Below are 19,922 nucleotides of genomic sequence, written 5' to 3' on the forward strand. Positions count from 1 at the left end.
GAGGTGCAACAACATGCCTGGAATTGTTTTGATCGGTGCCCAGTGGGGCGACGAAGGTAAGGGCAAGGCGACCGATCTTATCGGCACCAAGGTCGACTATGTTGCGCGTTTCAATGGCGGCAACAATGCGGGCCATACCGTGGTCGTTGGTGACGAATCGTATGCGCTGCACCTGCTGCCCTCCGGCATCATCAGCCCGAACGTGACCCCCGTGATCGGCAACGGCGTCGTCGTCGATCCCGAAGTGCTGTTCGAGGAGATCGACGGTCTTGAAAGCCGTGGCGTGGACTGCTCCCGACTGCTGGTGAGCGAAGCCGCGCACGTGATCGCGCCGTACCATCGCACGCTCGACAAGGTGACCGAACGCTTCCTTGGCAAGCATAAGATCGGCACTACCGGCCGCGGCATCGGTCCGGCCTACGCGGACAAGATCAACCGCGTCGGCATCCGCGTACACGACCTGTTCAACGCCGAACATCTGCATGACAAGGTCGAGGCGAGCCTGCATCAGAAGAATCAGATGCTCGTCAAGCTGTACAACCGTCGTCCGATCGACGTGGACGAGACTACCGACGAGCTGCTCAAGCTTGGCGAACGTCTGAAGCCGTACGTGGCCAACACCTCGCTGGTGCTCAATAAGGCACTTGACGAAGGCAAGACCGTGCTGTTCGAAGGCGGCCAGGCCACCATGCTCGACGTGGATCACGGCACGTATCCGTTCGTCACGTCCTCCAACCCGACCGCCGGCGGCGCATGCACCGGTACCGGTGTCGGCCCGACCAAGATCACCCGCGTGATCGGCGTTTCCAAAGCATACGTGACCCGCGTGGGCGAAGGTCCGTTCCCGACTGAGCTGTTTGGCGAGGATGGCGAGTGGCTGCGTGCGCAGGGTCATGAGTATGGTGTGACTACGGGTCGCCCGCGGCGTTGCGGCTGGTTCGATGCGGTCGTCAATCGTTATGCGGCTCAGGTCAACGGCCTGACCGACATCGTGCTCACCAAGCTTGACGTGCTTACCGGCCTGAAGGAAATCCCGTTGTGCGTGGCCTATGATGTCAACGGCGAACGCCGCGACGATATGCCTACTGATCAGTCCGAATTCGCGGCGGCGAAACCAATCTACGAATCCATGCCGGGTTGGGACGAGGATATTTCCCAAATCCACGACTTCAATGATCTGCCGAAGACCTGTCAGGATTACGTCAAGCGTCTTGAGGAACTGTCCGGATGCCGTATCTCCGTGATCGGCACCGGCCCGCAGCGCGACCATATCATCCAGATCAATTCGCTGGTCGACTGACCGTCTGCAACGAATTTCCCGGCTTGACTGGTAACGACGCGGCACATGATATCCGCCGGCTGATTCCGCGATTCGACCACTTGAAGTGGAAGATGGCGGCGGCCGGCATAGTCGTTGGTCTGGTTTCAGGATTGCTGGTTGTCGTATACCGTCTCGGCATCGAATACGGCACGGATGCGTCCCGTTGGATATATGCGCGGATTCGCGAGACCCCGTGGCTGATTGCGCCATGGGCGGTTGCCGCGGTGGCGGCCGCGCTGGCGATCGCGTGGATGGTCGGTAAGGAGCCGATGGCTGGTGGCAGCGGCATCCCGCAGACCAACGGCGTGGTGATATGCGGCTTGAAGATGCGTTGGCAGACGATTCTGCCAGTCCGTTTCGTCGGTGGACTGTTGGGCGCGTTGTTTGGTCTGTCGCTCGGCCGTGAGGGGCCGTCCATTCAGATTGGTGCGTCTGGCGCGCAGTGCGTGTCCCACCGTTTGCGCGGCCGACGTCGTGAGGACATGCAGGAGCATTATCTGGTCACCGCCGGTGCCGCGGCCGGCTTGTCCGCCGCGTTCAGCGCGCCGCTGTCCGGCATGATGTTCGCTTTGGAAGGGGTGCATCGGAGTTTTTCCCCTGCGATTCTGATGGGCGCTACCGCCGCATCGCTGACCGCCGATTTCGTCTCGAAATACTGTTTCGGTCTGCGTCCGGTTTTGGATTTCGGTGATATCGGTCAGCTGTCGTTGGAAGAGTATGTGTGGCTGATTCCGTTGGGATTGGTGGCCGGTTTGGTTGGTTCGCTGATGAACCGCTCGTTGCTTGGCTTCCAGACGCTGTACGGCAAACTGCCGGCACGGAGCCGCCCGATGATTGCGATTGCGATCGCGTTGCCTGTCGGCATCTGGTTGCCCGATGTGCTCGGCGGCGGCTCGAATCTGATTGATACCGCCGAACATGCGCGCGTCGGCTTGGGAATGCTGTGTCTGCTGTTCGTGGCGAAGACGCTGTTCACATCCACGAGTTTCGGCTCAGGTGCGCCTGGTGGTATTTTCATGCCGATTCTTGCGGTCGGTTCGCTGGCCGGCGGCATCTGCGGTGAAGTGTTGCATCGATTCGGTGATCTGCCATCCGACGCAGTGGCGGTGTTTGCGGTGTGCGTGATGACGGGCACGCTCGCCGCGTCCGTGAAAACGCCGATCACGTCGATTCTGTTGGCTGTGGAGATGTCCGGAACGTTGACGCACATGCTGCCGGTCGCGGCTGTCGCTTTCATCGCGCTGTTGGTGTCCGATCTGCTGCGCACCAAACCGATCTATGGGGAGTTGCTGGAGCGGTACGTGCGCGCGCAAGGCATGCAGATGGCGATCGCAAGCCATGTGGGCAGCGGCATTATGGAACTGCCATTGGAAATGGGGGCGATTGCGGACGGCAAGCGGGTGCGTGACGTGCGTTGGCCGTCTGGGTGTTTGATCATCGGCCTGCGTCGCGGCGAAAGCGAGATCGTGCCGCGCGGTGATACACGGCTGCGTGCCGGTGACTATCTGGTGGTGCTGTTCAGTGGCGAGGAGGAGCGCGAGGTGCGACCTGCGATGCGGCGGCTGTGTGATGCCCGGCTTGACTGAGCCTGGCTGAATTCGGCTGGACTCTGGATGTCCGAATCTGCGGAATCGGACATCCAGAGTGCATACGTTGGCGCTCCGTGTAAACTCATATGCGTTAGGAAGGCGGCAACCGCGGCCCAGCTCGTTGTTGCACGGCCTATGGGCGGAACAACGCTGTCCGCAGGAGGCCAGTACAGGGGGAGCGCAATGGAATCGCAAGAACAATCGCCGGGAGACGTGGTGACTGCGGGTGAGGACTCGCATCCCATCACGCAGACAATCGACACTGTTGAGGTGACGCATGCTGGTGCAACCGCGCCCGCCGCTAACACCATGGATCCGCCTACGATTCCCCTGGCACCGATGAAACGTATGCAGGCGCGGTTCAATCCGCTCGCCGACGGACTGATGTATGTTGTGGTGTTCGTCGGTGGATTTGTTGGAGTCGGCTGTCGGCATGCGTTGGATATGCTTCTGCCGTCGGTCAGCGGGACGCCGTTCGTTGTGGGCACGTTTGTGTCGAATATGGTCGCCTGCTTCCTGTTCGCGATGCTGACCGAATTCATGGCGACCGCTTCGTGGCTGCGTCGCCGGGTGCGGCAGGTTGTCAGCCGTGGCGTTGGGCTCGGCTTGCTCGGTGGGCTTTCGACGATGTCCGGCGTGATGCTGGAAACGATGGAAGGTCTGCACGAGCGGCATATCGCCAGTGCGCTTGGCTATCTTGCGGGAAATTTTGCAGGCGGTTTGTTCACTGCCGCCGCCGGCGTGGTTCTGATGCAGGCACTGCTGTCACGGAGTACTCGAAAGCGGGTTCGAGGTGCGTTTTCAGCTGTTTCCGTGTCCGATTCTGCCGAATCGGACACGCAGGGCGTACGCCATGTGAAAGTGGCCGACGTAGCGCGTTCTGCCGCGCAGGCCGCAATGGAAGCCGCGCAGGCGGCGCAGCAGGCCGCGCAGGCGGCCCAGCAGATTGCACAGACGGGACAGGTTCCGCGAGTCGAAACGCCAACCGTGCCGCCGACCGCCAGCCAGCCTATGCAGACAGGCCGCGTTCCGCAGATTCCTCCGCTGGCCGTTCCTCAGCTGACACAGCCATCGCAGCCGTTGCTGCGCGAGCCGGATACTCCAGACTTGGGGCAGCTGCCCGAGCCGATTCAGCAGTCGCAACCAATCCAGCAGCCCCAGCAGCAGTCGCAGCCGATCCGGCAGCCGGCCAACCCGCTTCCGCCCAGCTTCGAGCCCAAACCGATCACTGCGGAGATTTCGCTTGTCGCCGACCCGGCTACCGGGGAGGTGCGCTGATGATGTGGATGATCTGTCTGTTCGGCGGTCTGGGAGCCATGGCCCGTTACGTGCTCGACGTGTCAATTCAACGAGGCTGGAATCGCGAGAATCGGAGAACGAGCCGCAACTTCCCGCTATCCACGCTCGTCATCAACGGCGTCGCCTCGCTATGCGCGGGCATCGCCATGATGTCCTACTATTCGCAATCGGTGGATATGGGCACGGTCATGATGTTCGTTGTCGGATTTCTCGGTGGTTTCTCAACATTCTCCACAGCGCTCAACGAAGTGGTTTCATTGATTCGCCAGCGTCGTTTTACGCTGGCTCTGGGCTATGGAATAGCAACCGTCGCGGTGCCTCTCATTTGCGTGGCCACCGGTTTCGGCATTGCGCTGCTCGTCAATCCGGCGTAATTTTCACGTTACACGGGCGGTCGCTGAGTAACGTGAAAGAAATCTGAGCGCAACCGACATCAAGGCCGCCAGTCCGGATGCAACGCTGGTGATTGCATTCGACTAGACCAAGCTGCTGCTGAAGGATGGCAAGGATATCCAGTACCAGGGCCAGACCGGTATCGGGCCGTTCAATAAGAACAATGATCCGAGTTCTGCGAATATTGGCGTCTACACTTTCGACAAAGACAACAAGCCGGTCTTTGACCACACGCAGTCTGGTGACGTTCCGACCGACTGATCGCAATGTAGGTCATCATCAATACAAGAAGACGGCGCAAAGTGAGCGTGTATATCGCAAGCTTTGTGCCGTCTCTTTCGTTGTGCGTAATTGTGATGTTTTGCAAGATGTTGTGCATGATGTATCTTCCATCGATGCAGTATCGACTGCAGTGCAAAAGTGATCCATGAATGTGATTTCAAGGGATCATCAAAAAAACACATGATGGAAATAAAGTGAGGGGTGCCCCCGTCAAACGATATACACACCGGACTGTCGAACAGGTTCGAGAGAATGTGAAAATAAGTATAATATCTCGCGAGAGGCGCGTGGTAAGCACGTGAGAATACAGCGATGGAACAGTGATAACGGGAAAGGTGCGATCATGGTCGGCATGCGCGATGTGGCGAAGAAGGCCGGGGTGTCTCTGAGCACCGTCTCGCTGGTGGTGAACGGCAACGGGTACGTGTCTGATGACATGCGCGACCGCGTGCGTAAGGCCATGCAAGCCCTCAATTATGTGCCGAACGAGCTTGCCCGCAATCTGTATCATGATCGCACGAATCTGGTCGGCGTCATCGTGCCTACTATTCGTCATCCGTTCTTTGCGACGTTTACCGCACATCTGCAGCATGCACTCGCCGCGCAAGGATTACGCACTATGCTGTGCTCTACTGCAGATGAGGCGGAGGGCGAAATCCAGTATGTCGACATGTTGCGTCGGCACATGATGGACGGCATCGTCATGTGTGCGCACACTTCGCATCCCGGCGATTATTGGACGTCGATTCATCGCCCGATCGTCGCGTTCGACCGTGTGCTTGGAGACGGTATTTCGTCAATTGGATCCGACCACGAGCAGGGTGGGCGATTGATTGCGCAGATGCTGATCCGCAATGGTGCCAAGCATGTGGTGATGATTGGCGGTCCGCGAGATCAATTCTTCGATTTGGCTGCGCGCGGAGAAGTCGAGGAAGGATCGTTCGATTTGGGAAAGACCACGTTCCCGACGGTGCGCTACTACCTCACGTTGGAACAGGAATTGACCTCCGCAGGCGTGAAATACGAGTATGTTGAAGCTGGCGAAGTAATGGATTTTGCCGGCTATCATCGTGCGGTCAGCAATGTGCTCGACAAGGTGACGACCGACGGTGTCGATGCCGTAGTTAGTTCCGATATTGGTGCGTCGTTCTGCGTGCGCGAAGCGTTGAGCCGCGGAATTTCCATTCCTGACGAGCTGCAGATCGTTGCCTACGATGGTACGTATTTGACTGATTTGGCCGGCATGAAACTGACCGCGGTCGCGCAGGATTTCGCGGCGATCGCACAGTCGGCAGCCGACCATATTGTGCAGGCGATTGCCAATGAGGAAGTGGCCGCAGCTAACGCTTCACGCAAGAACATCCCCAAGCCGTTCGAGCCGAACGTGCTTATTCCCATGACGCTGGTGCCAGGCGATACCACGCGTTGATGCTGTGCATTGGAACGCCGGGTTGCATAGAACACCGAATCAAACCGGTTCGACACGCGCATTGCCACCTTCGGACTGGACAACAACGCCCCTCTCGAGGTAGCATCGAACCGGTTCGATACGTACGTGAGTACGCAAATCCGTACGTACTTATGCGCAGGCAATGCGCGCAAGTACGTGCAACACAGTCATAAACACATATAAACAGCAAACAGGTAGACGCGCACACATTGCATCCGCGCCCATGAGCCAAGGGAGGTCCCATGAAAAACAAAGTGCAACTCATCACTTACGCCGATCGTCTCGGCGATGGCACTCTTAGCTCGATGACCGACATCCTGCGCACCCGCTTCGACGGCGTGTATGACGGCGTGCATATCCTGCCGTTCTTCACTCCGTTCGATGGTGCGGATGCAGGCTTCGACCCGATCGACCATACCAAAGTCGACCCGCGTCTCGGCAGCTGGGATGACGTTGCTGAACTTTCCAAGACCCACGGCATCATGGTCGATGCCATCGTCAACCACATGAGCTGGGAATCCAAGCAGTTCCAAGACGTGCTTGAAAAAGGTGAGGAATCCGAGTATTACCCGATGTTTCTGACCATGAGCTCCGTCTTCCCGAACGGCGCGACCGAAGAGGATCTGGCCGGCATTTACCGTCCGCGCCCGGGTCTGCCGTTCACCCACTACAAGTTCGCGGGCAAGACCCGTCTGGTATGGGTCAGCTTCACTCCGCAGCAGGTGGACATCGACACGGATTCCGACAAAGGCTGGGAATACCTCATGTCCATCTTCGATCAAATGGCCGCGTCCCACGTCAGCTACATTCGTCTCGACGCCGTCGGCTACGGCGCTAAGGAAGCTGGTACCAGCTGCTTCATGACGCCGAAAACGTTCAAGCTCATCTCCCGCCTGCGTGAGGAGGGCATCAAGCGCGGTCTGGAAATCCTCATCGAAGTGCATTCCTACTACAAGAAGCAGGTCGAGATCGCGTCGAAGGTCGATCGCGTCTACGATTTCGCCCTTCCGCCGCTGCTGCTGCATTCGCTGAATACCGGTCATGTCGAGCCGGTCGCGCATTGGACCGACATCCGTCCGAACAATGCCGTCACCGTACTTGACACGCATGATGGCATCGGCGTGATCGACATCGGTTCCGATCAGCTGGACCGTTCGCTCAAGGGGCTCGTGCCGGATGAGGATGTCGACAATCTCGTCAACGCCATTCATGCGAACACTCACGGCGAATCGCAGGCCGCTACCGGTGCCGCCGCATCCAATCTTGACCTGTACCAGGTCAACAGCACCTACTATTCGGCGCTGGGATGCAACGATCAGCACTATATTGCGGCTCGCGCAGTGCAGTTCTTCCTGCCAGGCGTTCCGCAGGTCTACTATGTTGGCGCGCTTGCCGGCAAGAACGACATGGAGTTGCTGCGCAAGACTAACAATGGCCGCGATATCAATCGCCATTACTATTCCACGGCTGAGATCGACGAGAATCTGCAGCGTCCGGTGGTGAAGGCACTGAACGCGCTTGCCAAGTTCCGCAACGAGCTTGATGCGTTCGATGGCACCTTCTCGTACAGCGCCGACGGCGATACGTCCATCAGCTTCACGTGGGAGGGCACGACCACTCAGGCCACGCTCACGTTTGAGCCGGGCCGTGGTCTTGGTGTGGAGAACACCGCGTCCGTCGCCACGCTCGAATGGCGTGATGCCGCCGGTGAGCACCGCACGGACGATCTGATCGCCAATCCGCCGGTCGTGGCCTGATTCAGCCTCGCCTGATCCGGTCGCTGCCTGACCGCGCATAAATCCATAAATCTGTAATCGTCCTTCCTGTCACCTCTCCTTCAGGAAGGACGATTCGCATTTTCGTTTTTTCGAGAAATCGTCTTATCGGGAAAACAATTTTCCCGGGAATCAGCTGAAATCCCAGCAAAAACGGGTAAGGTGAGCTTATGTCAAAGATGTCAAAGCTTTTCGATCAAGACAACATGTTTTTCGCCATTATGGGCGTGCTGTTCGATCTGATTATTCTCAACGTGCTCACGCTGTTGTGCTGCCTGCCGGTCGTCACGGCCGGCGCATCGTTCACTGCGATGCACAGTGTGCTCTGGCGCATGGTCCGCCATGAGGAAACGTATGTGGCGCGCCAGTTTTTCGACTCGTTCAAGCGCAATCTCAAGCAGTCGCTGCTGCCGTGGCTTGCGTTCCTGCTGGCGGCGATTGTGCTGGTGGTCGACGGCATGCTCGCCCGGTCCATGGGGTCGATGCGCGGGCCGCTGATGGCGTGCGTCGCGTTCATGGGATTGGTGATTATTGCGATTGCGCAGTACTTCTTCCCGCTGCTTTCTCGCTATGAGAATCCGACTTCCGAAACGTTGAAGAATGCGACGAAACTTGCGCTCGGCTTTTTCCCGCGCACCTTGTGCATGCTGGTGATTTTGGCCGCGTTCGCCGTGCTGTATGCGCAGTTTTTCATATATATGATTCCGCTGCTGATTTTGATGGGCGTCACGTTGCCGCAATACTGTTGCGCGTGGATCTACAACTGGATTTTCCGCCGTATCGACGGTGAGATCGACGCCAAGGGGCGCAAGGTAGCGCAGTCCTGAAATTGTTTGCTCGTAAAGGCCGTTCCGCAGATTGCAAGTTCCGCGGAACGGCCTTTACGCGTTTTCGTCGCCTTGAGTGTCCGATTCTGGAGAATCGGACAACTGGAACGTACTTTTGGGCGCGTGAATGTCCGTTTCTCCCGAATCGGACAACTACAGGTCAAAGTGGGGTGCTTGAATGACCGATTCTGGAGAATCGGACAACCGTGGGTCTGTTTTGGTGTTCCGGTTATCCGTTTCTGGTGAATCGGACAACCGGAACATGTTTTGAGGCGCTTGGATGTCCGATTCTCCAGAATCGGACACGCTGGGGGCAGGATTAGCAGGGGAGGATGGTGGCGCTGCGGGCTGGGACGTGCAGTTGGGTGCCGTCGAAGCGTGCGGGGTTGCCGATGCTCAGCAGTACTGTTTTCTCCGCTGGTTCTTGCGATATTTCCTGCGCTAAGCCGCCAGACAGCAGTTTCACATAGTCGCTCGGCAGTGTGCAGCTTGCGTCGGTGTTTGACGGATTGATGGCGACGACGATGCGCTCGCCACCTGCTTCGCGATTAATCTTGCTGCATGTTTCACAAGGTGTTTCACAGCTGGTTTCGTGTGCTGTTCCGCTGCGTTCGCCGTCAGTTGCGTCGCGTTCGGCTTCGCCGGCCTCGGAGCTTCTCGCGTACACCAGCGGATACGCGTGATCTTCCGCGTAGAGGAACTCGATGCCTCCGTCGGCCTGCAGTGCGGGATGTGCCAGGCGTAGCGTGTTCAGTGCGCGTACGGTTTCCAGTAGCGAGTCGCTGCGTCCGGTCTGCGAAGCCACGTTCGGGCGCTCGCTGTCGGCATCGATCGGCAGATACAGATCATCGGGCCGGGCTGCGGAGAATCCTGCGTTGGTTGCGCAGCTCCATTGCATTGGTGTGCGCGATCCGGTGCGCTCGTATCCGCCTTCCTTGGATTTGAGCCCGTGCATGTAGCGCATGCCGATTTCGTCGCCGTAGTAGATGAACGGGCAGCCGGGCATGGTCAGCAGAAATGTGAACGCGAGCTTCATTTCATCGGTGGTCAAGGTGTCGCGCATGCGGATCATGTCGTGATTGCCCGACGGAATGCAGATGTATCCAGGCGTTCCGGCGGTGCTGGCAAGCATGGCCGTATATGTGTCCGCAAACGCCTTGATGTCGCCGCTCGCATTGCCGACATTGTCGTTATTGCAATTTGGATTGTCTCCGTCGACGACTGAATTGCCGTTGCTGTCGCACCCGCTGCTGCCCGCGCCGTCGCATTCGCTGCGTTCGCCGTCGTGTTCCGTTTCGGCAGTTTCGGCGCTGCCCGTAGCTTCGGAAGATCCGGCCGAAAAATACGGATTCTCGCGGAACAGGTCAAGATAATGCGACGGCCCGAAATGCAGCAGGAAGTCCATGTCGAATCCGGCGTGCAGCGCCTCTTCGGGGTCACCCCATTCCGATACGAGCACCGCTTCCGGGTAGGTTTCGTCCAGATGCGCTCGCACTTGCTGCCACAAGAGTTTCGTCCAATAGTGGTCGGGGTCTTCCTTGACGAGGCTGCCTGCCATGTCCACGCGGAAGCCGTCCGCTCCCAACCCGAGCCAGAAGTCCATGATGTCTTGGATGAGCAGCCGGCCCTGCACCGCTTCGGGGGAGTCGGCGGCGAACTGCCAGTCTTCGGTGACGGTGCCGAATCCGTAGTTGAGGCATGCCTGCGTGGAGAAGCAGTTCACGGCCGCCGCGTCGGGACGTTCCGCAATGCCTCCGAGGAATCCGCGGATTGATTCGTATGGCGAGTTCAGATTCGGCGATTGCGTCATCGGTCGCCAGATGTAGCGGTCGGTCCATGCGTTGCGTTCGTCCTTGCCGGATTCAAGAAACCATGGATTGTCGACCGCGGAATGCCCGGGTACGAGGTCGAGCAGTACGTGCATGCCTAGTTCGTGCGCGCGCTCGAAGAGCCGCTGCAGGTCCGCGTTGCTGCCGTAGCGTTCCGCGGCTGTGTAGTAGTCGCGTACGTCGTAGCCGGCATCGTAGAACGACGAGTCGAAGCATGGGTTGATCCAGATCGCATTGCACCCCAGATCGTGCACGTATTGCAGTTTGTCGATGATGCCTTGGAAGTCACCGATGCCGTCGCCGTTCGAGTCGTTGAATGATTGCGGATAGATTTCATAAAAGATTGCGTTGTTGAGCCAGCTTGCCATAAATCCTCCTGTTTTCGCATCTTTGCTGTTGGTCTACCGATGTATCGCAACGTTGGAAACGTCGGTCACTGCTTTTCCGTCATTATAGCCCGTGAAGACACTTTTTAGGGGTGTATGGAATGCCAATGTTTGCAATACGTCAATCGATTGACGCGACACGCCGACGGATGGCACTGTGCACAAGGTTTCTCGAACCGGTTTGACAACTCTCGAACCGGTTTGATATCCTGTATACCAAGGACGGAGAGATTCCGACAACGCGAGTCGGGGATTCACCTTCCTTTATCACCTCATTGGGCAGGGCTGCTCGGTGAATAGTGGATAGAAAGGGATTGGAAAATGAGCAAGTTCTCTTCTTGGAAGAAGGCTGGCACCGCTATTGTTGCAACGCTGATGACCGTTGGCATGCTGGGAGCATGCGGATCGTCGTCCAGCTCCAGCGGCACCAAGATCACCATCTTCAACTCCAAGGTTGAAATCGAAAGCCAAATGGAAGACATGGCTGCGAAGTACTCCAAGGAAAAGGGTGTGGACGTTGAGGTCTACTACTCCAACGACACCGTCGCAGCGCATCTCGCCACCAAGTACGCATCCAAGGATCCGTACACCATCTCCATGGTCGACGCCAAGGACATCTACTCCTTGGCTGAAGAGCACGCCGTCGATCTGTCCGACCAGGATTGGGTCAAAGACACCGACTACGCCATCAGCATTAACGGCAAGACCTACGGCTTCCCGGTCTCCATCGAAGCCCGTGGCCTGATCTACAATGCTGACGCCATCAAGCAGGTCACCGGTAAGGAATTCAAGCCTGAGAACTACAAGACCCTTGACGAGTTCAAGGATCTCATCGACGAGCTCAAGGCCGGCGGCATGGAATCCCCGACCGGTGTCATGAAGGAAGACTGGTCCCTCGCCGCGCACTTCCTGCCAGAAGTCTACGAGGAGCAGGAAGATCCGGACGCCTTCTGCCATGAGCTCAAGGACGGCAAGGTTGACCTCAGCTCCAACGCCAAGTGGAACTCCCTGATGGACTTCTTCGACGTGATGAAAGACAACAACTACGCCAAGTCCTCCGCCATCTCCGCCGAGCGTGAGGTGACCGAGCAGAAGCTGGCTGAAGGTGAAATCGCCTTCATGTTCGGCGGCAACTGGGATTGGTCCGTGCTGAACCAGTACGATTACACCGAGAACATGGGTCTCATGCCGGTTCCGCAGAACACTGATGACGGCTCCAATGAGAAGCTCGTCGGCGGCGGCTCCAAGTACTTCTTCATCGACTCCTCCGACAACACCTCCGACGAACAGCGCCAGGCCGCCAAGGACTTCCTGAACTGGCTCGCCGAAGATAAGGCAGGCCAGGAGTTCATCTCCACTGATGCTGCTCTGATCTCCCCATTCAAGAACAACGAGATCGAAGCATCCGATCCGCTGGGCAAGTCCGTGAAGTCCTACGCTGACGCCGGCAAGCTGATCGACAACTACAACTACCTGCCTGACGACCACTTCTCTGTGCTCGGCGCCGCCTTCCAGAAGTGGCTCGCAGGTGAAGAGGACCGTGCAGGCCTCGCTCAGGACATCCAGGACTACTGGAAGACCGCTAAGTTCACCGGCGCAACCGCCTGAACTTCCAAATAATGCACCATGATGCAGGGTCCGCCGCTTCCTTCCTGCGGCGGACCTTACATCCCCGGCACGTATGGGATCCATCATGAAACAGAATAAGCTTTCCTATAAAATCGGCCAGTTTCTGATGTTCGGTGGTCCGGCGACGATTCTTTTCTTCGCCGTGGTGATCCTGCCGTTCTTCTATGGCCTCTATCTGACACTTACCAGCTGGGACGGCGTTTCGACAACGAAGCCGTTCGTCGGTCTCGAAAACTACAAGGCGGCTCTTGCCGACACCGCATATTGGCAGTCGCTTGGACGCACCTTCATCTACTCCGTCATCGCCGTCATCCTCACCAACATCGTCGCCTTTCTGCTGGCCTACCTCGTGACCAGCGGCATCAAGGGCCAGAACTTCTTCCGTGCGGGCTTCTTCATTCCGAACCTCATCGGCGGCATCGTTCTGGGCTACGTGTGGAAGTTCGTCTTCAACCGCGCATTCGTGGCCATCGCCGAAGTGGCGACGCAAACAGACCACGCATCGCTGCTCTCCACGCCAAACGGCGCAATGTTCTGCTTGATCCTCGTTTCGGTCTGGCAGTACGCAGGCTACATGATGCTGATTTACGTGGCAGGCTTCATGAGCGTTGACCAGAGCCTGAAGGAAGCGGCCATGATCGATGGCTGCAACAAGGGCAAGGCCATGTGGCACGTGGTCATCCCGCTGATGCGCTCCTCCTTCGTGCAGTGCATCTTCCTGAGCACCACCCGTTGCTTCATGGTGTACGACCTGAACCTTTCGCTTACCAAGGGCGAACCGTTCAACCAGTCGGTGCTCGCGGCAATGCACGTCTACAACCAGGCATTCGTTTACAAGAACTATGGCACCGGTCAGGCGGAGGCGTTGGTCCTCTTCATCGTCTGCGCAGTGATCGGCATGCTGCAGGTGTACTTCGGCAAGAAGGGTGAGGTGGCAGCATAATGAAGGGTCAAACCAGCACTCGCACCAAGGTTCTGCATGCACTGATGATCGTCGTTCTGACGATTCTGCTGCTGCTGTTCATCGCACCGTTCATTCTGGTCGTGATCAACGTCTTCAAGACCAAGGCGGACATCAACACCGCTCCGCTGGCACTGATCGGCAAGCACGGGTTCACCCTGGAGAACTTCCCCAGGGCAATGGACAAGATGAACTTCGTCACCGTGTTCGGCAACTCCGCGGTCATCACCATCAGCGCAACCATACTGACCATCCTGTTCTCCGCGATGTGCGCATACGTGATCGTGCGCAACCCCTCGTGGAAGTTCGGCGGCATGGTGTTCGCACTTATGGTGGCCTCCATGGTCATTCCGTTCCAGGTGCTCATGGTCCCGCTCGTGTCCGTCTACGGCGGCCTGCTTGACGTGTTGAACAGTCGTATCACGCTGATCCTCATGCACACCGGCTTCTCGGTCTCCCTGGCGGTGTTCATGTTCCACGGTGCGATCAAGACGAACATTCCGAACGAACTTGAGGAAGCGGCCAGCATCGACGGCTGTTCCAAGTGGCGCACCTTCTGGACGATCGTGTTCCCGCTGCTCAAGCCGACCGTCGCTACCGTCGCCATCATCGACGCCATGGCGTTCTGGAACGACTACCTGCTGCCGTCCCTGGTGCTGGGCCGTCGCGAACTGTACACCATCCCGATCGCAACCCAGATCTTCTACGGCACCTACTCCAACGATATCGGCCTGATCATGGCGGCCCTGCTGCTGGCCATGCTGCCGATCCTCATCCTGTACCTGTTCCTGCAGCGCTACATCGTCGAAGGCGTGACCTCCGGCGCAGTCAAGGGCTGATCGAACGGTACGGAATCCGCAATCATAACTGAACAGACTCACACAACCGGTCCGGATGCGAAGCGATAATCGCATCCGGGCTTTTCTTATGCGATATCGATTCTTATGCGATATCGATATTGAGATTGCCATCGCATGTTTCTGCTGTCTGACAGGACGTATTGATATGGTTGATTTCGCCGAAAGAATCGCTCGAATGCACTGGTGCAGTGTGTCCGGGCGATTTTCATATGTGCTGAATATCGTGTGACATTTCGAAACGAGCAACGAAATAGAAGCAAGAACGAGAAGCGACGATACAAAACAGGAAAAACAGGAATAGAAATAAGAGATGACTGAAGACAATCAACATAATGCAGGTGAGCAGCAGACTCCAATGCAGCCGCAGCCGCTGCCGGGCCAGGTGTTCGTGCGCCCCGGTATCGATGACCGTCCCGATTACGAAAAAACGCTGACCGAAGAGACCAAAGCGGCCCTGAAGCGCTTGGCCGTACAGCAGAATCCGCGCGTGCCCGAGGCTTCCAACGAGCGTCCGGAAGTGCAGCAGACCCTCATCAACACGGAAGGCGGCTCCCCGCTGACCGCGTTCGCCCATCTCGACGCCGCTGTGCCGAACCTCGAATCGTCGTTCCTTGACCTGCGCGATCCGATGACCGCGCCCGACGGCACCACGCCCACCAAACCGCAGGTGCATCGTCTCACCGCCGGCTTCGCGCTTGGTGCGCTGCTGTTCACCGCGCCGATGGCCGCGCTCAACTCTGTGCTCATTCCGCAGACCATCAGCCGTCTTTCCGGCACCGACCGCGTCACCGATCTGGCGCTGCTCAGCGTCGTCGGCACGTTGTTGACGTTCCTGATGAACGCGTGGATTTCCGTCGGATCCGACCATTCGTACTGCCCGCTGGGCCGCCGCACCCCGTGGATCATCGCCGGCACGGTGCTGACCGCCACGTCGGTGGCGATTCTTTCCGCATGCGATTTCATGCCGTTGGTCATCGTGTTCTGGCTGTTTACGCTGATCGGACATGCGATGGTATCGATGCCGCTGGCGGCCGCTTTCGGTGAGCGCGTGCCTGACAAGTTCCGTGATCGTGCGGACGCGTGGCGTGGCGTTGGCCAAGCGTTCGGCCAGGTGTTGGGCATTATCGCGGCCGTTTCGATTACGTGGGCTGCCGACGATTCCGGTTGGGATGGCACCACGCGTTTCGCCATGATGGTGTTTGCGTTGTGCCTGGTGGTGGCTGGTGTGGCTACGTTGCTGGTGTTGCCGTTTGAGGGTTCCAGCAGCTATTTGCCTCGTGAGGGTGTGAAGAAGGGCGATTATTTTTCGCAGTATCGTCCGCCGAAGGGCGCTCCGAAGTTCTTCATTGCGTTTGCCGCGCGCATGTTTGCCATCGCAGCCACTTCCGGCATTGCGATTTACCAGTGGTATCTTGCGCAGGATGGTTTGGGTGATGTTTCGCAGGTCACCATGTTTGGTTTGTCCGGAGCGGCTGCGGTTATGTCGATGATGGCCGTTGCCGCGTTCGTCGGCTCGCTGTTGGCTGCGCTGCTGCTTGGCCGCATCGCCCGCGCTTTCAAAGATTCCCGTATTCCCGCGATTGCCGCCTGCTTGTTATTTGTGGTTGCTGTGGTGCTTCCGTTGACGCCGATCGATAGTGCTATGGCGGTCGCGCTGTATGCGCTGTTTGCAGGTTTCGCGTATGTGGTGTATGACGGCGTGAGCCAAGGGTTGAATCTTGCGACGTTGCCGGATGTGCGTTCCGTTGGTCGTTCGTTGGCTGCGTTCAGTTTGGCGAATACGTTCGGTTCGTTGATTGGCGCTGTCGTTTGCGCGATTGCGATTGCGGTGACTGGCGAGTATCTGCTGATTTTCGCTGTTGCCGCCGGTTGCATGGCTGTTGCGGGCGTGCTGACGTTGCTGCTGAAATGATTTGGATGACCTGAGATAATCCGAAAAACGAATATCAAATTCAAAATTGCGCGTCCACATAGTGAACCTTTAGTAGAAAGGGTCTGTGGACGCGCTTATCTTTACGGCTTAGTTCGAGCGGATAATCCGCCGAATACAAGACTTTGCGAAAGGAGGTTCGCCACGATGAACGGAATGGTTGCACGCGTACTGCTGTCCGCACGAATTATTATTCCGCTTTCGTTGGCGGACTGATTCGAGCAATGCAGCTTCAATCCCTCGCCAACGGAGGCAGGGTTTGAGGCGCGCAAAACACACACGTTGATGGCCCTGCATGCTGCGGGGTCTTTTTGTTGCCGCCCACAAGGCGTAAGGCAACGAAATGAAGACTGCACACAAGAGAATAGAAGAAAGACGTTATCGGCGCATGTTGGGAGCCGGCAACGCATGACAGACGTAACAGGAGTAATCCAATGAGTGCAGTCGAAGCAGCCGCTGGCAAAGCGCAGGCAATGGTGCGCGATTCGGTGAAAACCGTTATCGCCGCTTCCATGGTCGGCACCGCCATTGAGTTCTACGACTTCTACGCATACGGCACCGCCGCTGCGAACTATTTCCCGAAGGTGTTCTTCGGAGACACCACCAATCCGACTGTCGCACTGCTGGCCAGCCTGCTGACCTTCGCCATCGCGTTCATCGCACGCCCGCTCGGATCCTTGGTGTTCGGCCATTTCGGCGACCGCATGGGCCGCAAGACCACGCTGGTGGTTTCGCTGTTGACCATGGGCATCGCCACGTTCCTGATCGGCTGCCTGCCGACTTACAGCCAGTGGGGCATTGTGGCTGTCGCCGCGCTGTGCCTGTGCCGTTTCGTGCAGGGCATCGGTCTGGGCGGCGAATGGTCGGGTGCCGCTTTGGTGGCCACCGAGAACGCTCCGGAAGACAAGCGCGCGCTGTATGGCTCCTTCCCGGAATTGGGCGCTCCGATCGGTTTCTTCCTGTCGAACGGTACCTACTTCCTGTTGGAAACGTTCAACGATGACGATGCGATGCTGGCATGGGGCTGGCGTGTGCCGTTCCTGCTGTCCGCAGTGCTGGTGATCGTCGGCCTCGTCGTGCGCGTGCAGATGGAGGAGACCCCGATCTTCCGCATGGCCCAGGAGCAGAAGAAGGTCGTCAAGTCCCCGTTGACCGAAGTGTTCAAGAAGAGCTGGAAGGAAGTCATCCAAGCCACGTTCCTGGTGGCCGTCACCTACACGCTGTTCTACACGCTGGCAACCTGGTCCCTCGCTTGGGGCACCAAAACCGTCGAGCAGGGCGGCGGAGACCTTGGTTTCACCAATCGTGAATACCTGCTCATGCTGATGCTTGCCATCTGCGTGTTCGCCGCGTTCATCGTCATTTCCTGCGTGAACGCCGATAAATTCGGCCGCAAGCGCGTGATCGTCATCTCGTCCTGCTGCCTCGTGGCATTCGCGCTGCTCTTCCCGTTCCTGCTTGATCCGTCGGTCGTCGGCCAGCGTAACTTCGCCGCCAACCTGCTGTTCCTATGCATCGGCTTCGCGTTGATGGGCACCGCATTCGGTCCGATCGGCGCGTTCCTGCCGGAGCTGTTCGACGCCAACGTGCGTTATTCCGGCTCCGGCATCGGCTACAACCTGGCCGCCATCGTCGGCGCGGCATTCGTGCCGACCATCGCCACTTGGCTGTCCCACCACTGGGGTGTGCACTCCGTCGGTCTGTACCTCGGCGTGATGGCCGTGTGCTGCCTTGTTGCGGTGCTGAGCTGCAAGGAGACTAAGGATGTTGATTTCACCAAGTGATCAATCGCCAAGTGCCGTTTGACCGGCTATTCAGCGACGTGTCAAGATGACATCGACGGAAGCCTTACTAAAAACGTTTGACGCGAATATAACCACTATGTGAACGTCAGCAACCAATATAAAGAAAGCGGGACTAAAACAGTTCCGCAGGAGAGGCGGGGTGGTTCCTCGGACACAATCCGGGGGGAGTAATCTCCTAGGAACCATCGCCCGCTGTGAACAACCGAAACAAGAATTAAATATCGCGAGTTTGTTCGGGAATGCAAGTCCCGAATCGCTATAAAAAGAAAAATAAAGGAGCGCCTATTATGGCAGCAACTATCTGGTACGAGAAGGATGCCGATCTGTCCGTGTTCGATGGCAAGAAGGTGGCCATCCTCGGTTACGGTTCCCAGGGTCACGCCCACGCGCTGAACCTGCGCGATTCCGGTGTGGATGTCGTCGTCGGCCTGCGTCCTACCTCTAAGTCCGTGGAATACGCCAAGGAGCAGGGCCTCGAGGTCAAGCCTGTTGCCGAGGCCGTTGCCGAAGCCGACGTTGTGATGATCCTGCTGCCTGACCAGTACCAGGCCGCCGTGTACAAGAAGGACGTTGAGCCGAACCTGAAGCCGGGCGCTGCTCTGGCTTTCGCTCACGGCTTCAACATCCACTACGGCTACATCAAGCCGTCCGAGGATCATCCGGTGTTCATGGTCGCCCCGAAGGGCCCGGGCCACATCGTTCGTCGTGAGTACGCCGCCGGCCGTGGCGTTCCGGTCGTTGTGGCTGTGGAGCAGGATCCGGATGGCAAGACCTGGCCGCTGTGCCTGGCTTACGCCAAGGCTCTGGGCGCTCTGCGCGCAGGCGCCATCAAGACCACCTTCACCGAGGAGACCGAAACCGATCTGTTCGGTGAGCAGGACGTGCTCATGGGTGGCATCAACCACCTGTGCGATATGGGCTTCGATGTGCTGACCGAGGCTGGCTACCAGCCGGAGATCGCCTACTTCGAGGTGTTCCACGAGCTGAAGATGCTGGTGGATCTGGCCAACGAGGGTGGTCTGAACAAGGCTCGCTGGAGCTGCTCCGACACCGCTCAGTACGGCGATTACACCTCCACCGTCATCACTGAAGAGACCAAGAAGCGCATGCAGTACCAGCTCAAGCGCATTCAGGACGGCTCCTTCGCCAAGGAGTTCATGGATGATCAGGCCGCGGGCGCTCCGAAGTTCAAGGAGCTGCAGGAAGAGTACAGCCACCCGCACCTGGAGACCGTTGGTCCGAAGCTGCGCGCCATGTTCTCTTGGAACAACCAGACGGACGCCGATGCCGATATGGCCGAGTCCTTCAACGGCAAGATCGCTCGTACCCAGGTTCAGTGATTTCGCTGTAGCGGCTGCATGTTAAGGGCCGATGAATAACGTAGTAGCGCAATACACGCGAAACGTGTTGGAAGCCACCGTCTCACCGCGGTGGCTTCTTTTTTGTTGCTGTGTTGTTTTATGACTGGGATATTTCGTATGCGGGATCGCAGTACTGATTGTCGGGAGAGCCGCACGGCTAGGCGGTGGCCCACTTTGTGGACTCAATGCTTATTTAGGAAGGGACGGGAGTAGGATAGACCCCAG

The 19,922-nt window shown here is 57.9% G+C and carries 14 protein-coding genes; 13 read left to right on the forward strand and 1 reads right to left on the reverse strand.

Going from position 1 to position 19,922, the window contains the following annotated elements; translation table 11 throughout:
* Positions 1-13: 13 nt before the first annotated feature.
* The 7 genes from BBPC_RS00310 (at position 14) to BBPC_RS00340 (ending at position 8,936) form a co-directional block, all read left to right on the forward strand.
* The gene (locus tag BBPC_RS00310) at positions 14-1,300 is read left to right on the forward strand and encodes an adenylosuccinate synthase (RefSeq protein ID WP_004222937.1); all 1,287 of its coding nucleotides are present in this window, start codon (positions 14-16) and stop codon (positions 1,298-1,300) included.
* A 23-nt stretch (positions 1,301-1,323) separates the two neighbouring features.
* A complete protein-coding gene (locus tag BBPC_RS00315) occupies positions 1,324-2,907 on the forward strand; it encodes a ClC family H(+)/Cl(-) exchange transporter (protein WP_004222940.1) in 1,584 nt (527 codons plus the stop codon).
* A gap of 186 nt (positions 2,908-3,093) precedes the next feature.
* Entirely contained in the window at positions 3,094-4,188 is a 1,095-nt protein-coding gene (locus BBPC_RS00320; RefSeq protein WP_033524163.1) for a fluoride efflux transporter FluC, read from the forward strand.
* Positions 4,188-4,583, forward strand: a complete 396-nt coding sequence (locus BBPC_RS09895; RefSeq protein WP_004222945.1) for a fluoride efflux transporter FluC — start codon at positions 4,188-4,190, stop codon at positions 4,581-4,583. Before BBPC_RS00320 ends, BBPC_RS09895 begins: the two co-directional genes overlap by 1 nt.
* Positions 4,584-5,227: 644 nt before the next feature.
* Positions 5,228-6,313 carry a LacI family DNA-binding transcriptional regulator gene (locus BBPC_RS00330; RefSeq protein WP_004222949.1) on the forward strand — a complete coding sequence of 362 codons (1,086 nt, stop codon included), beginning with the start codon at positions 5,228-5,230 and terminating at the stop codon, positions 6,311-6,313.
* 263 nt (positions 6,314-6,576) lie between these two features.
* Complete coding sequence (gtfA, locus tag BBPC_RS00335) at positions 6,577-8,091, forward strand: sucrose phosphorylase (RefSeq protein ID WP_004222953.1); 1,515 nt, start codon at positions 6,577-6,579, stop codon at positions 8,089-8,091.
* A gap of 188 nt (positions 8,092-8,279) precedes the next feature.
* Positions 8,280-8,936, forward strand: coding sequence for a YesL family protein (locus tag BBPC_RS00340; protein WP_004222955.1), 657 nt, complete (start codon positions 8,280-8,282; stop codon positions 8,934-8,936).
* A 319-nt stretch (positions 8,937-9,255) separates the two neighbouring features.
* On the opposite strand, the gene BBPC_RS10010 is transcribed toward BBPC_RS00340, so the two are convergent.
* Positions 9,256-11,133 carry an alpha-amylase family glycosyl hydrolase gene (locus BBPC_RS10010; protein ID WP_004222957.1) on the reverse strand — a complete coding sequence of 626 codons (1,878 nt, stop codon included), beginning with the start codon at positions 11,131-11,133 and terminating at the stop codon, positions 9,256-9,258.
* A gap of 339 nt (positions 11,134-11,472) precedes the next feature.
* Between BBPC_RS10010 and BBPC_RS00350 the strand changes: the two genes are divergently transcribed.
* The 6 genes from BBPC_RS00350 (at position 11,473) to ilvC (ending at position 19,676) form a co-directional block, all read left to right on the forward strand.
* Positions 11,473-12,759 (forward strand): ABC transporter substrate-binding protein, encoded by a 1,287-nt coding sequence (locus BBPC_RS00350; RefSeq protein ID WP_004222960.1) that lies wholly within the window; start codon positions 11,473-11,475, stop codon positions 12,757-12,759.
* 85 nt (positions 12,760-12,844) lie between these two features.
* Positions 12,845-13,723 (forward strand): carbohydrate ABC transporter permease, encoded by an 879-nt coding sequence (locus tag BBPC_RS00355; RefSeq protein ID WP_022244560.1) that lies wholly within the window; start codon positions 12,845-12,847, stop codon positions 13,721-13,723.
* Positions 13,723-14,580 carry a carbohydrate ABC transporter permease gene (locus BBPC_RS00360; RefSeq protein ID WP_004222963.1) on the forward strand — a complete coding sequence of 286 codons (858 nt, stop codon included), beginning with the start codon at positions 13,723-13,725 and terminating at the stop codon, positions 14,578-14,580. The genes BBPC_RS00355 and BBPC_RS00360 overlap by 1 nt, the downstream gene beginning before the upstream one ends.
* A gap of 331 nt (positions 14,581-14,911) precedes the next feature.
* Positions 14,912-16,513, forward strand: coding sequence for an MFS transporter (locus BBPC_RS00365; RefSeq protein ID WP_004222967.1), 1,602 nt, complete (start codon positions 14,912-14,914; stop codon positions 16,511-16,513).
* Between the two features lie 452 nt (positions 16,514-16,965).
* On the forward strand, positions 16,966-18,315 hold the full coding sequence (locus BBPC_RS00370; protein ID WP_004222972.1) for an MFS transporter: 1,350 nt from the start codon (positions 16,966-16,968) through the stop codon (positions 18,313-18,315).
* A 308-nt stretch (positions 18,316-18,623) separates the two neighbouring features.
* Positions 18,624-19,676 carry a ketol-acid reductoisomerase gene (gene ilvC, locus BBPC_RS00375; RefSeq protein ID WP_034878339.1) on the forward strand — a complete coding sequence of 351 codons (1,053 nt, stop codon included), beginning with the start codon at positions 18,624-18,626 and terminating at the stop codon, positions 19,674-19,676.
* Positions 19,677-19,922: the final 246 nt, after the last annotated feature.

Source organism: Bifidobacterium pseudocatenulatum DSM 20438 = JCM 1200 = LMG 10505, from assembly GCF_001025215.1.
GTDB lineage: Bacteria > Actinomycetota > Actinomycetes > Actinomycetales > Bifidobacteriaceae > Bifidobacterium > Bifidobacterium pseudocatenulatum.

Excerpts from the sequence above, each read along its gene's own strand:
- BBPC_RS00350 (WP_004222960.1), top strand. The coding sequence starts at position 11,473 with ATGAGCAAGTTCTCTTCTTGGAAGAAGGCTGGCACCGCTATTGTTGCA.
- BBPC_RS00330 (WP_004222949.1), top strand. The coding sequence starts at position 5,228 with ATGGTCGGCATGCGCGATGTGGCGAAGAAGGCCGGGGTGTCTCTGAGC.
- BBPC_RS00320 (WP_033524163.1), top strand. The coding sequence starts at position 3,094 with ATGGAATCGCAAGAACAATCGCCGGGAGACGTGGTGACTGCGGGTGAG.
- BBPC_RS00365 (WP_004222967.1), top strand. The coding sequence starts at position 14,912 with ATGACTGAAGACAATCAACATAATGCAGGTGAGCAGCAGACTCCAATG.
- gtfA (WP_004222953.1), top strand. The coding sequence starts at position 6,577 with ATGAAAAACAAAGTGCAACTCATCACTTACGCCGATCGTCTCGGCGAT.
- BBPC_RS09895 (WP_004222945.1), top strand. The coding sequence starts at position 4,188 with ATGATGTGGATGATCTGTCTGTTCGGCGGTCTGGGAGCCATGGCCCGT.
- BBPC_RS00340 (WP_004222955.1), top strand. The coding sequence starts at position 8,280 with ATGTCAAAGATGTCAAAGCTTTTCGATCAAGACAACATGTTTTTCGCC.
- BBPC_RS00310 (WP_004222937.1), top strand. The coding sequence starts at position 14 with ATGCCTGGAATTGTTTTGATCGGTGCCCAGTGGGGCGACGAAGGTAAG.
- BBPC_RS00355 (WP_022244560.1), top strand. The coding sequence starts at position 12,845 with ATGAAACAGAATAAGCTTTCCTATAAAATCGGCCAGTTTCTGATGTTC.
- BBPC_RS00360 (WP_004222963.1), top strand. The coding sequence starts at position 13,723 with ATGAAGGGTCAAACCAGCACTCGCACCAAGGTTCTGCATGCACTGATG.
- BBPC_RS10010 (WP_004222957.1), bottom strand. The coding sequence starts at position 11,133 with ATGGCAAGCTGGCTCAACAACGCAATCTTTTATGAAATCTATCCGCAA.
- ilvC (WP_034878339.1), top strand. The coding sequence starts at position 18,624 with ATGGCAGCAACTATCTGGTACGAGAAGGATGCCGATCTGTCCGTGTTC.
- BBPC_RS00370 (WP_004222972.1), top strand. The coding sequence starts at position 16,966 with ATGAGTGCAGTCGAAGCAGCCGCTGGCAAAGCGCAGGCAATGGTGCGC.